10 protein-coding genes are annotated in these 12,988 nt (G+C 71.2%); 7 read left to right on the plus strand and 3 right to left on the minus strand.

The window, feature by feature from the left end:
- Positions 1-43: 43 nt before the first annotated feature.
- The 5 genes from CEW88_RS06190 (at position 44) to CEW88_RS06210 (ending at position 5,858) form a co-directional block, all read left to right on the plus strand.
- On the plus strand, positions 44-760 hold the full coding sequence (locus CEW88_RS06190; RefSeq protein ID WP_108965173.1) for an RlmE family RNA methyltransferase: 717 nt from the start codon (positions 44-46) through the stop codon (positions 758-760).
- An 83-nt stretch (positions 761-843) separates the two neighbouring features.
- Positions 844-1,317 (plus strand): lipocalin, encoded by a 474-nt coding sequence (locus CEW88_RS06195; protein WP_108965174.1) that lies wholly within the window; start codon positions 844-846, stop codon positions 1,315-1,317.
- A gap of 133 nt (positions 1,318-1,450) precedes the next feature.
- Positions 1,451-3,166, plus strand: a complete 1,716-nt coding sequence (locus CEW88_RS06200; RefSeq protein WP_108965175.1) for a hypothetical protein — start codon at positions 1,451-1,453, stop codon at positions 3,164-3,166.
- Positions 3,163-4,431, plus strand: a complete 1,269-nt coding sequence (locus CEW88_RS06205; protein ID WP_108965176.1) for a glycerate kinase type-2 family protein — start codon at positions 3,163-3,165, stop codon at positions 4,429-4,431. The genes CEW88_RS06200 and CEW88_RS06205 overlap by 4 nt, the downstream gene beginning before the upstream one ends.
- A gap of 461 nt (positions 4,432-4,892) precedes the next feature.
- The gene (locus CEW88_RS06210) at positions 4,893-5,858 is read left to right on the plus strand and encodes an isopenicillin N synthase family dioxygenase (protein WP_108965177.1); all 966 of its coding nucleotides are present in this window, start codon (positions 4,893-4,895) and stop codon (positions 5,856-5,858) included.
- A gap of 26 nt (positions 5,859-5,884) precedes the next feature.
- On the opposite strand, the gene CEW88_RS06215 is transcribed toward CEW88_RS06210, so the two are convergent.
- On the minus strand, positions 5,885-7,408 hold the full coding sequence (locus CEW88_RS06215; RefSeq protein ID WP_108965178.1) for an MDR family MFS transporter: 1,524 nt from the start codon (positions 7,406-7,408) through the stop codon (positions 5,885-5,887).
- Between the two features lie 171 nt (positions 7,409-7,579).
- Here CEW88_RS06215 and CEW88_RS06220 point away from each other — a divergent pair, with 171 nt between their 5' ends.
- Positions 7,580-8,200, plus strand: a complete 621-nt coding sequence (locus tag CEW88_RS06220; protein ID WP_254694453.1) for a MarR family winged helix-turn-helix transcriptional regulator — start codon at positions 7,580-7,582, stop codon at positions 8,198-8,200.
- 270 nt (positions 8,201-8,470) lie between these two features.
- Positions 8,471-9,082 (plus strand): 2-hydroxychromene-2-carboxylate isomerase, encoded by a 612-nt coding sequence (locus tag CEW88_RS06225; protein ID WP_254694454.1) that lies wholly within the window; start codon positions 8,471-8,473, stop codon positions 9,080-9,082.
- Between the two features lie 10 nt (positions 9,083-9,092).
- Here CEW88_RS06225 and CEW88_RS06230 read toward each other — a convergent pair whose 3' ends face one another.
- Positions 9,093-11,705, minus strand: a complete 2,613-nt coding sequence (locus CEW88_RS06230; protein ID WP_108965180.1) for an AAA family ATPase — start codon at positions 11,703-11,705, stop codon at positions 9,093-9,095.
- Positions 11,702-12,838, minus strand: coding sequence for a metallophosphoesterase family protein (locus tag CEW88_RS06235; protein ID WP_108965181.1), 1,137 nt, complete (start codon positions 12,836-12,838; stop codon positions 11,702-11,704). The genes CEW88_RS06230 and CEW88_RS06235 overlap by 4 nt, the downstream gene beginning before the upstream one ends.
- Positions 12,839-12,988 lie beyond the last annotated feature (150 nt).

Raw genomic sequence — 12,988 nt, forward strand, 5'->3', positions numbered from 1 at the left:
AACGACCCCGGACGATAAGTTTGGCTGCAAGAAGAGCGGGACGATGGCGAAGAAACCGGACGGAAAGAACACTTCGGGACGTGGCCAGCGCGATCTGAAGGTCAAGGTGAAGTCGGCGCGCGGGCGCAAGCTCAGCTCGACCCGCTGGCTGCAGCGGCAGCTCAACGATCCCTACGTGAAGCGCGCCCAGACCGAGGGTTATCGGGGCCGCGCCGCCTTCAAGATCCTTGAGCTTGACGAGAAATACCGTTTCCTCGTTCCCGGCGCGCGGGTGGTGGATCTCGGCTGCGCCCCCGGCGGCTGGTGCCAGGTGGCGGTGCCGCGGGTCAACGCGCTCGGCGAGAAGGCGGGCAAGGCGGTGGGCACCGTGCTCGGGGTTGACCTGCAGGAGGTCACGCCGATTGCCGGGGCCGAGATTCACCAGCTCGACTTCATGGAGGATGGCGCCGACGACAAGGTCAAGGAGTGGCTCGGCGGCAAGGCCGACGTGGTCATGTCCGACATGGCGGCGTCCTCTTCGGGACACAAGCAGACCGACCACCTGCGGATCATCGCGCTCTGCGAGGCGGCGGCCTATCTTGCCTTCGATGTGCTCGAGGAGGGCGGCACCTTCGTCGCCAAGGTGCTGGCGGGCGGGGCCGAGGGCTCGTTGCAGCAAATCCTCAAGCAGCGTTTCGACAAGGTCGCCAACGTGAAGCCGCCGGCGAGCCGTTCGGATTCGTCGGAGAAATTTGTCGTCGCCACCGGGTTCCGGGGCTGATTTCCGCCGCAGGCCGCCCGACCGCTTGCCCTGCGGCTGCCGCTGCGACAGGCTGCGCCCGAGGTTTCGGGAGTGTGTCGGGTATGCGCATCCATCGTGTTTCAAATTCCCTCGCGGCGCTGCTGGCGTTGGCGCTGCTGGGCGCCTGCGCGGCCAAGGCGCCACCCGCGGCGGTGGCGATACCGCTGCGCAATCCGACGGCGCCCGTGGGCTCGCAGGCCGATGCCGGTCTGGCCCGGTTGCAGGGGGATTGGACGGTGACCGAAGGCGCCGGCATGCCCGCGGGGGCGCGGATCGAGATCAACGGCTCCGAGCTGCGCATCGACGGGGTCGCGCTGCCGCTGACCGAGGAGATGCCGGGGCGTCTTCGGGTCGGGCAGGAGGTTCTCTGGGTCCACTGGATCGACGCCGACAACCGCACGGCTGCCCTGGGCGAGCCGGGCGGCGGCCGGGTCTGGATCATGGATCGCCGCGGCGCTCCCGGTGAGCGCAGAGCGGCGGCGCGCGAGATTCTCGACTGGTACGGCTACGATCTATCGCGGATGGGCGCGGGCTGAGGCGGCCTCGGCCAGCGTCGGGCGCTGCAATGCTGCGCGCCACGCCGGGATTGCGGCGGTAAAACCCGGATTTTTCTCGCAATTTGCCAAGGTTTCGGGTGACACTTCCCGAGTAGAAGCCGGTGTCTGTATCATGTCCGAAGCCCTGTCCCGCAGCCTCTCGCCGCGGTCCATCGCGATGATTGGCCCCGCCGACGAGCTGTCGGCGGTGATCGGGGCGCTGCGCGCCTTCGGATACGCGTGGGATCTCTGGCCGGTGACCGAAACAGGGACGGCCGTGGCGGGCCTTGCCTCGGTGGCCGGCATCGCGGCTTTGCCGGGAGCCCCCGATCTTGCCTATGTGGGGCTGCGGGGCGCGGCGCTGCGCGCGGCGCTGGAGGCCCTCGCGGAGCGCGGAGCCGGGGGCGCCGTCTGCCCGCATCTCGACGCCGCGGGCCTTGCCGAGCTTGCCGACCTCGACCCATTGCCTCTGCCGGTCTTTGCGGGGGGCCTGCTCTCGGCCTTGAGCCGCCTGCCGCTCTGGCCCGGCGTGGAGGCCATTCGGCCGAGCGCGCGCGGCCCGGCGCTGCTCCTGTCGGAGACCGGGCGCCTCGCACGGTTTCTGTCGCTGCGGCACGGCCTTCCGCTGGCCTGTGCGGTTCCTTTGGGCGGGGCCGCGGGGCCGGGGCTGCTGCCGCTGGCCGCGCAACTTCTGGCGGACGAGCGGGTGACGGTGCTGGCGATCCAGGCGGACGGCCCGCCAGCGCCGCCGGACTGCCTCGAGCTTGGCCGGCTTGCGCGCCAGCACGGCAAGGCGGTGATTTACTGGAGCCGGAGGCTGGGGCCGGGGCCGGTGGCGCTGCTGCAGCGCGCCGGGATCGCGCATGTCGAGGGGCCCGCGGCGCTGGTCGAGGCCCTGTGGATCCTGCATCTGGTCGGCCCGCTGCCCGCCAATGCGCTGGCCGCCATGGCCTGCGGTCCGGGGCTGGTGGACTGGGCGAAACGGCTCGCCGCCGCGCAGGGGCTGTGCTTTGCGCCGCTGGGGCCGCGGCAGCGCGAGGGACTGGCCCGCGCGCTGCCTCCGGGCCGCGCCGTGGACAATCCGCTCGACTGCGCCGGGCTGACCGATGGCGATGCCGTGGCGCTGGCCCGGGTCTTTACCGAGATGATGCTGGGCGACGCGGTGCTCTCTCTGGCGGTGATCCGCCATGTCGGCGAGGGGGGCTGGACCCGGGCGGCGCAGGCCGCGGCGCTGGCGCGCGAGCATGTCGGCATGCCGCTGGCGCTGCTGGCGCCGAACCGGGCCGAGATGACCGAGGCGCGCGCGCTCGAGCTGCTGAAGGCGGGGGTGATCCCGCTGGCCGGGCTGAGCCCGTCGATCGAGGCCTTGCGCGCCGCGATCGAGGCGGGCCGTCTGGCACCCGGAGGCGAGGCTTTGCTGTTGCCGCGCCCGGGGGCGGAGCCCCCGGTGGTGACGGGCGGCGCGGCGGTCGGGGCGCTTTTCGGTCTTGAACTGCAGCTCGGTGAGCCCGGCGTCGCGCCGATGCATCTTGGGCTGAGTGCCGATCCGGGCTTTGGCTATCTCGCCGAGCTGGTGACCCCCGCGGGTGCGCGCGCCGCGGGCCTCCTGCCGCTTTCCCCGCGCGCCTGCCGCGATCTGGCCGCGCAGCTTGGCCTCGGCGCGGGGCAGGCGGAGGCGCTGGCCGGGCTGTTGGGCGCGGTGCAGGCGCATGTCGCCGCCTCGGACGGGGCGGTGGCGGGGCTGGAGATTGCGCTCGACCTGGGCCACAACGGTCTGGCCCGGGCTCGGCACATCGAATTGCGCGCCTGGAGCGACACGGACCACGCGCGGAGGAGGACCCCCGAGTGACTGACGAAAAGACCTTTCTGACCGGGCTCTTCGAAGCCGCGGTGGCTGCCGCGGATCCCGAGCAGGCCTTGCGCGCCGCGCTTCCCGAGAAGCCCGAGGGGCGCACCGTCGTGATTGGCCTCGGCAAGGGCGCGGCGCAGCTCGCGCGCGCCTTCGAGATGCTCTGGGACGGTCCGATCGAGGGGGTTGTTGTGACCCGCTACGGGTATGCCGTGCCCTGCGCGCAGCTCAGGGTCATGGAGGCCGCCCACCCGGTGCCCGACGCGGCCGGGCTCGAGGCGAGCGCGGCGCTCTTCAAGGCGGTCGAGGGGCTGACCGAGGCGGATTTGGTCGTCGCGCTTGTCTGTGGCGGCGGCTCGGCGCTGCTGCCCGCGCCGCCCGAGGGTCTGACGCTGGCCGACGAGCAGGCACTGAACGAGGCGCTCTTGGCCTCGGGGGCTCCGATCGGGGTGATGAACGCCATCCGCAAGCACGCGAGCCGGATCAAGGGCGGGCGGCTGGCAGCCGCCTGCGCCCCGGCAAGGGTGGTGAGCCTCATCGTCTCGGATGTGCCGGGGGACGATCCCGCGCAGGTGGCCTCGGGTCCGACGGTGCCCGACGCGGTGGACGGGGCCGCGGCTTTGGCGATGATCGAGGCCTGGAACATCGCGCTGCCCGACAACGTCCTTGCGCATATCCGCAGCGCGGCCGCTGCCGCGCCGCGGCCGGACGATCCCGTCTTTGCCCGCAACGAGGTGAAGGTTGTCGCCTCGGCCCGGCTGTCGCTGGAAGCCGCCGCTGCGAAGGCCGAGGCGGCGGGCCTGCCGGCGGTGATCCTGTCGGACGCCATGGAGGGCGAGGCGCGCGACGTGGGACGGGTGCATGCGGCGATGGCGCGAGAGGTGGCGACGCGAAACCGGCCCTTTGCCGCGCCGGTGGTGATGCTCTCGGGCGGCGAGACGACGGTGACCCTGCGCGGCAAGGGCGGGCGCGGCGGGCGCAACACCGAGTTTCTGCTCGCCTTTGCCCATGCCATCGACGGGGTGGAGGGCATCCACGCGCTTGCCGCCGACACCGACGGGATCGACGGCACAGAGGAAAATGCCGGGGCCTTTGCCGATGGCAGCAGCGCGGCACGGCTGCGCGCGGCGGGGGGAGATGCCATGGCGGCGCTCTCGCGCAACGACGCCTGGGGGGCTTTCGACATGATCGGCGATCTCTTTGCGCCGGGGCCGACCGGCACCAATGTCAACGACTTCCGCGCGGTGCTCATCAAGGGGCACTGACGGCGTCCTTCGAAGCACCTTGCAAAAGCCCTTTCGGGGCTGTCTTTCCAACGGGTTGCAGCGTCACCGTACCGTCATTTGGGCGTCACGAATCCGTGATGCCGCCGGGGCATCCTGCGGGTGTCGGGGCAAGGGGACGCCTCGGCGCTTCAACCCCGGGGACACGTGCCATGATGGTCATCGATCCGTTTCGTTTCGTGCTGACCTGCTGCTTCCTGCCAGCGCCGAACGGCCGCTTGGCGCAGCTCCTCCGCCGGGGACGCGGTTGAGCCCATCCAGGCGGCGCATCGCGGGCGTTTGGCCCGATTGCTCGGCCCGGTCCGGGTGAGTTGGCACAAATCCGCGCAACCGTGCGAGCCAAACCGCTTGCGAAGCCCTTCGGAAGGTGGAGAATTGTCGGAACCTGCCCGGACCGCGACCTGAGGCCACCGGGTGGCTCGGTCCACGGAGGGAGAGCGGCGATGATCCCCGTCCTCGATTTCGAAGATCTCAGCGACGATCCCGAGGGATTTGCCTTCGCACTCGGGCAGGCCTGCCGCGAGGATGGCTTCTTTCTGCTGGCCAACCCGCCGATCTCGCCGGAGCTGCTCGCGCGGGTCTTTGCCGCCTCAGCCGCCTTCTTCGCTTTGCCCGAGTCCGCCAAGCTGCCGCTGTCGATCGAGGGCAATCCGCGCAACCGGGGCTGGGCGCGCGTCGGCTCCGAGCAACAGGACGGGGCGGATCATCCCGACCGCAAGGAGGCCTTCAACATCGGGCTCGAACTGGCGCCCGACGACCCGCGGGTGCTCGCAAAGGAACCCTTCCGGGGGGCGAACCTCTGGCCGGCGGTGCCGGATTTCCGCGACTCGATGCTGGAGTATTACGCCGAGATGTGGGCGCTGGGGGCGAAGCTGCACGAGGCGGTGGCGATGGACCTCGGGGTGCCGCTGGATTTCTTCTCGCCGCATTTCAGCGAACCGATGGCGACGCTGCGGCTGCTGCGCTATCCGCCCGGCACCGGGGCCGCGGACGAGCGCGGGGCCTCGGCCCACACCGATTACGGTGCGTTGACCCTGCTCGCGACCGACGGCGAGCCGGGGCTGCAGGTGCGCCCCCGAGGTGGGCACTGGATGGATGTGCCGCAGCTGCCGGGTGCGCTCATCGTCAATATCGGCGACTGCCTGATGCGCTGGACCAATGACATCTATGTCTCGACAACCCACCGCGTTCTGCCGCCGGTCCGTCCGCGCCACTCGGTGGCCTTCTTCCTCGATCCCAATCCCGAGAGTCTGATCGCGGCGCTTCCCGGCACCGGGGCGCCGGTCTACCCGCCGGTTCGGGCGGTGGACTACCTGCGCTCGCGGCTGGAGAGCACCGCGCCCGACGAGCCGTGGTCTGCGGATACGGAAGATGACGCCAGTGGGCAGGCCGCGGGCCTTGCCTCCTGACTTGGGGCCGCGCGGGCTTCGGCGCGTCAGTCCTCGAGCGGGCGCTCCTTCAGCAGGAATCCCACTGCGCAGGCCAGTGCCGCCCCGGCCGCCGCGATGAAGAACACCGGGTGCAGGGCGGCGCTGAAGCCCTCGATGATCGCCTGCTGCTGCGCCGCGGGCAGCGCGTGGACCATCTCGGCGCTCATGCTGCGGATGCCGTCGCCCATGCCTTCGGGCAGCTGCCCCTCGAGGTTGCGCGCGAGGCCGAGGCCAAAGATCGCGCCGAAGCCCGCGGTGCCGATCGAACCGCCGATCAGCCGGAACATGTTGGCGCTGGCGGTGCCGACGCCGATCATGCTGCGCGGCACCGAATTTTGGATCGCCGTGACGCCGACGCTGAACACCGGGCCGAGGCCGAGCCCCACGCCCGCCATGTTGAGCGCCAGCAGCCAGAGCGGCGTGTCGCCCGACAGCCGTGTGAGCGCCAGCATCGACAGGCAGAGCAGCGCGGTCGACAGGATCGGCATCACCTTGTACGTGCCGCGCTTCGACATGATCCGACCGGCGCCGATCGAGCCGCCCAGCAGCCCGCCCATCATCGGCACGAGGAACAGGCCGGACTGCGTCGGCGAGATGCCCTTGGCCACCTGGAGGAAGAGCGGCAGGAAGGTGATCGTCCCGAACATCGCCATGCCGATGAGAAAGCCCATGGAGTTTACCGTCACGAAGGCGTTGTTCCGGAACAGCGACAGCGGCAGGATCGGCTCGGGCGCGCGCCGCTCGACCAGCACGAAGCCCGCAAGCGCGGCAAGGCCGAGCGCGGCCAGCGCCAGCACGCCGGGGTGACTCCATGCCAGCACGCTGCCGCCCATGTTCGAGATCAGCACTGCCGAGGCAAGGATCGTCGCCAGCAGCACGGCGCCTGCGTAATCCACCGATTTGCGGCTGCGGTCCGTGCGCGACGGCAGGGCCATGCCCAGCACCACGAAGGCGAGCGCGCCGACGGGGAAGTTGACGAAAAAGATCCAGTGCCATGACCAGTGCTGCACGATGAAGCCGCCAAGCAGCGGGCCGATCACGGTCGACACCCCAAAGGCCGCGCCCATCAGCCCCTGCGCCTGGCCGCGCTGGCGCGCGGGCAACAGATCACCGACCACGGCCATCGAGGTCACGATCAGGGCGCCTGCGCCCGCGCCCTGGATCAGGCGCCCGGCGATGATCATCCCCATGCCCGTGGCAAAGCCGCAGAGCACGGCGCCGGCAAGGAAGACGCCGATGGCGCTCTGCAGCACCGCCTTGCGGCCGTAGAGATCCGAAAGCTTGCCGGCGATGGGCGCGCCGATGGTCGAGGCCATCAGGTAGGCGGTGATCACCCAGGTGATATGTTCCATGCCGCCAAGGTCGGCGACCATGATCGGCATGGCGGTCGACACGATGGTCTGGCCCAGCGAGGCGAAGAGCAGCGTCGCCGCCACCGCGATCAGCGCAAGTCGCACCACGGCCGGATCGTGCGTGGCGGGGGCGGCGCCGGGCTCGGACAGATCAACGGGATCGGCGCGGTCACTCATGAGCGGGGCTCCTAAGGGCTGGATGGCCCGGCGGCATGGCAGGGCGGGCAGGGCGCGCACGATCGACTGTCGGGCGAGTCACGAGGGCACCTTGCGAAAAATGATTGCTGAGGGCATATATGTGCCGAAGGCATATACATGTCAACAGCACGTAATTTGGAGCGCGCCACCATGCCGGACAAGGACGCGAGAATCCGGGACCACCTGCGGCAGGCGGGGATAGACGATACCTCGGCGCAGGCGGCGATCGAGATCGACGTGGCGCTGCAGAAGTGGCGGCGGCGGGTGATGAAGCGCGAGCTTGGCGAGCGTGCGCTGGTCGATCTCGGGCTGTCCATCGACCTTGCGCAGCTCGACGTCCTGCTCGCGGTGCGTGCTCCCGAGGGAGAGTTTGATGATGCCTCTGCCTGTGCGGAGGATGCCGAGACCATGGTGTCGACTGTCGCCGCGCGGCTGCGGATCGATCCCTCTCGCGCCAGCCGTATCGCCTCGGAGCTTATCCGCATGGGGCTGATCCGCCGCGCGGTGAGCCAGCAGGATGCCCGCCGCTCGGTGCTCGAGCTGACCCCGCCGGGTGCCGAGATCGTCTCTGCGGTGCGGGCCTACAAGTTCCTCGTGCTGGGCAGCTTCCTGAGGGACTGGAGCGCCGAGGAGATCGCGCTCTTCCTGCCGCTGCTCGACCGCTTCAGCGCCTGGTCTGACCGCGCCGGGCAGCACAGCCCGGAGGTCGCCGAGCGCGTTGCCGCATTGCGCAAGGCGCTTGCGGCGCTGCCCTCCGAGGACCTCGGATAGGGCTGGTCAGGGCCGCGCTCAACACGTTTCAAAACTGCGGAGAATGCGGGCTTTCGCGGGCCTCTCTTGGCGGGATCTTGCCGCTCGCCTTGGGCAGTCGCGGTGTCTTGAGCGCGTCACCGGCCCGTTATGAGGCAGCAGCGTTGACCGTTTCGCCGGCATTTGGCCTCATTGACACAGAGTGTCCGGCCCCGCGCGGCCCTGCCAGCCGAGATCCCCGCCGGGCGTGATCGCATTGATGCTGCCCACCAAGCCATCCCGGAGTCCCGAATGAGCCTGTCTCCCGTGATCGACTACTTCTTTGCACCGATGTCGGGCTATGCCTACCTCGGCCACCAGGAGTTGATGGGGATCGCGCGGCGGTGCGGAGCGAAGGTGCGTTTCCTGCCGATGGAGGTGGCGCGTGTCTACGAGGCCGCCGGGGTGACGCCGCCCTACGACCACTCCGACCCGCGCCGCAGCTACCGGATCGAGGATCAGGCCCGCTGGGCGGCGATCCGGGGATTGCGCATGGCCGCCATGCCGCCGAGTTGGCCGACCGACCCGCGGCTGGCATGCCGCTGCATCCTTGCCGCCGGGCGATTGGGGCTGGATCAGGACGCCGTGACCTTTGCCTGTCTGCGCGGGGTCTGGGCCGAGCACCGCAACATCGCAGACCCGGGCGATCTGCAAGAGGCCTTTGAATCCATCGACCTTCCGGCAGCGCGAATCCTCGCATTGGCGCAAACCGAAGAGGTGCGGGACGAAGCCGAGGCGGTGACCGACGACGCCATCTCCAAGCAGATTTTCGGCTCGCCCACCTACCTGCTGCACGGCAAGCGCTACTACGGGCAAGACCAGTTCGACTTCCTGCGCGAGGCGCTGCAGCGCGCGGCCGCCTGACCCTGACGGCCTAGCGCGCTTCTTCGGGAAGCTCCCCGCTTTCGTAGCTCAGCATCTGCCCGCCAAGATCGCGGAAGGCGCGCTGGCGGCAGGTGAGCACGAGGATCTGAAGATCGCCCGCCTGCCGGTGCAGCGCGTCGAACATCCGCTCGATGCGCGTGTCGTCGGTATAGACCAGCGCATCGTCGAGGATCACCGGGGCATGCCGCCCGCCGCGGGCCAGGAGCCGCGCAAAGGCCAGCCGGACCAGCAGCGCGATCTGCTCACGGGTTCCGCCCGAGAGCACTTCCATTGGCTCCTCCTGACCGCCGCGCAACAGCGCACGCGGCAGGGCGCTGTCCTCATCGAAGACCAGCTCGGCCTCGGGCCAGAGCAGGCGCAGCAGCGGCGCAAGCTCGCGGGTGACCGGCTCGAAGTAATGCTCGCGCGCCTCCGAGCGGGCGGTTTCCAGCGTCTCCTTCAGCAGCACCAGCGTGTCGCGCTCGAAGCCGTAGCGCGCCGCCCGCTCGCTGGCCTTGCTCAGGGCTTCCTCGGTGGCGGCAAGCTCTTCCTCGACGCCTTCGCCGGCGCGCAGGGTGATCTCGGTGTCGAGCGCCGCCTTGCGTTCGGAAAGCTCGCGCTGGCGTTTCGCGGCCTGGTCAAGCACCGCCTGCGCCCGGGTCAGCGTGGCCTCGGCACTGGTCAGGTCTGGGGCCTCGCCCTGCAGAGCCGCGAGCGCATCGCGGGCGGTCGCGAGCGCGGACTCGACCTCGGCCTGCGCCTCGGCGAGCGCGGTGGCGGCGGTATCGGGGTCCTCGGGGAGCGTCTCGCGCAGTTCGGCGAGGCGCGTGGCGGCGGCCTCGCGCGTGGTGAGGGCGCGGATCTCGGCGAGCCGGGCCTGTTCGTCGCGGCCCCGGGCGCTCTCGAAGGCGGTCTCGGCGGCGGCGAGCGCGTCTTCGGCCCGGCGCAGCGCCTCTGCGGCGCTCTCGGGATCGGGCGCGCCGACGATCTCGCGCGGGGCGGGCAGGGCGGCGAGAGCATTCTCCAGCGCCCGCAGCCCCTCTGGCGCCACGCCGCGCAGCGCGGCGCGGGTTTCCTGCCGCTGGGCTTGCGCCCTGCGGCGGGCACGGGCTGCCTCGCGCGCGCCCTCGGGACTGTCGCAGCCTGTGGCGGCGAGTGCGGCTGCCAGGGCCTCGCGCGCGATGTCCAGCGCGCCGCTCTGCGCTGCGGCGCCGGGATCGAGCGACAGGCGGCCGATGCCGGGCAACTCGAGCGTTGCGGGGCCATCGAGGGGGCGCTCGCTGGCATCGGGCAGGGGCGTGCCGTCGAGCAGCACCTCGGCAGCGCCGGGGGCGTAGTCAAGCCGCAGCTTGGGGGCGGTGCGGGCGTGGAGTTCCTCCTGTACGCGCAGTTCGGTCAGCGCGCGGTCGAGCGACTCCATCGCTGCTGTGTCCGGGCCGCGCAGCGCGGCGGTGTTTGCGGCCTGCTCGGCCTGCGCCAGGGTGCGCGCTTCGGTCAGGCGCTTTTCCAGCGCCGAGCGCTCGGCCTTGACCCGCGCCTGCTGCGCCGCCTCCTGCGCGGCGGCCTGATCCTTCTGCGCGGCGCGCTGCGCGTCGCGGGCGGCGTCGCGGGTGGTGGTCGCCTCGGCCAGCTTTGTCTTCGCGGCGGTGGCGGTCGCGCTGGCCTCTGCCTCTGTCTCGACAAGCCCCGCAAGCCGGGTCTCGGCCTCGGCGACGGCGGCGCGGGCGAGGGTCAGCGCCACGGCTCTCTCGGCGGCGGCGTCGCGGCGCGCCTCGAGCGCGGCGACCTGTTCGGCGGCGCGTTTCTGGCGCTCGGCAAAGGCGCGGGCGGTCTCGGCGGCGGCGCGCGCCTCGGTGAGCCGCGCCTCGCGGGCGGCCTGCGCCTCGGGGTCCTGCAGCTCGGAAAGCTCGCTGCGCAGCCGGCGGCGGTCGGCGATGGCCTGCTCCAGCGCCTGTGCAGTGTCGGTCAGCGTGTCGCGCCGGGCGCTCAGCTCCGCCACCTCGTCCTCGGCGGCCTTCAGCGGCCCGCCCGCCTTGGGTTTGCCCGAGGCGGTGACCAGCTCGGCAAGCGCGGCCTCGGTCTGAGCCAGCGCGCGATCCATCCGGCGGCCGCCGGTCAGCGCCTCGACCTCGCCCGCAACCGAGGAGAGAAGGTCGCGCCGGGCCTTGTGGGCATGGTCCTGCTCGCGCCTCTCGCCCTGGTCGAGCGCCACGAGCCCTTGCCGCACCCAGAGCAGCCCTGCGGGGCCCCCGTCCTCGGGCGATTGGGTGAGGGCCGAGAGCCACTCTTCCGCTGCCTCGCCCTTGGCGACGAGGCGGGTGCCCTCGTGGACCTCGGCCATGGGGCGCGAGAGCCAGCGCTTGGTGAGCCGGTAGCGGCGGCCGTCATCCTCGATCTCGGCAGAGACCATGGGCGCGCCGCCGGCGTGCGGGCGCAGCGCGGAGACTTCCTTGGCGCGGCTGCGGTGGGGGACAAAGAACAGTGCCTGCAGCGCATCGAAGAGCGTGGATTTGCCGTCCTCGTTGGGCGCGGACAGCACGTTGAGACCTGGGCCGAAGCCCTGCACCGTCACCGGGCGGGCAAAGCGGCGGACGTCCGAGAGGGTGACCGAAAGCAGCTTCATGCCTTGCCCTCCTGCAGCAGCCCGTAGAGGCGGTTGAGCGCTGCGGAGGCGACGGCGCGCTCGCGCGCGGCGTCGTCGGTGTCGTCGGCCGCCGCGGCCAGCCGCTCGGCGGCGATGCGCAGCGCTCCGGCGCGGTCGATGGCATCAAGGTCCGACAGCTCGTGCTCGGTGCCAAGCGCGGTCGTGTCGAGCTCGAAATAGCCGAAGTCGGGGGCGACCTCGCGGGCGGCCTCTTCCAGAGCAGCGCGCCCGGCGAGCGTGGTGCGACCCTCGGCGCGCAGGCGCAGCAGGTGGTCGCGGCGGGCCGCACGGCCCTCGGGCAGGGCGTCGTGCAGGGCCTGAGTCGCGTCCTGAACGGGCAGCAGCGGCAGGGCGATGTCCTGCCAGTGGTAGAGACCGGTCTCGATGGAGTCGATCCGGGGAGGCTCGCCGGGGCTGGTGAGGGTGATCGAAAGGCAGGCGCCGCGGCCCTCGTGACGGAAGCCGTCGCGCTCGGGCGTGCCGGAGTAACGGGTGCGCGGGCCGAGGGCGATCTGCCCATGCCAGTCGCCGAGCGCGAGGTAGTCGAGACGGGCGCTCTCGGCCCGGTCGGGCGGAATCACCTCGGAGGCGCGGGCGTCGTCCTCGTCGAAGCTGCGCACGGCGCCATGCGCGAGACCGATGCGCAGCGCGCCTTCGGGCGTCTCGGCGTCGGGCATCCAGGCGGTGAGATCGTAGCCCGGGAACTTGCGCGGCAGGGGCGCGGGCAGCAGCCAGGCGCCGGGCGCCATCTCGATCGGTTCGGCTGTGTCCAGCAGGCGCAGGTTGGCGGGGGCGCGGGCGGCGACCTCGGACCAGAGTGCCTCGGCCCCGAGGCTGTCGTGGTTGCCGGGCAGCACCCACCAGGTGAGGTCTTCCTCGGCTCCGAAGGCATGGAGCGCCTGCACGAGCACCCGCGGGCTCGGGGTGGGCGTGTCGAAGAGATCCCCGGCGATCAGCACATGCGCTGCGCCCGCCGCGCGGGCGGCGCCCGCGAGCCGCGGGATCGCGCCGTGGCGTGCCTCGGCAAGATGCGGACGGATCTCCTCGGGCATGGCGGCGAAGCGCCGGCCCAAGTGAAGGTCGGAGGCGTGGATGAAGCGGAAGTCGGCCATGATGTCCCCTTTGCGCAAGTGATTGCGCATCTCATCGGCGACCGCAACGCGAACAGGGTGGAATTTCGCCGGGGCTTCTGAACTTGTGATGTCCGACGAAATTTGTCGGATTGACAAACCCGATCTATTTGCTCAGTTTTGTCGGCAAGC

This window comes from Alloyangia pacifica, assembly GCF_003111685.1.
Classification (GTDB): Bacteria; Pseudomonadota; Alphaproteobacteria; order Rhodobacterales; family Rhodobacteraceae; genus Salipiger; species Salipiger pacificus_A.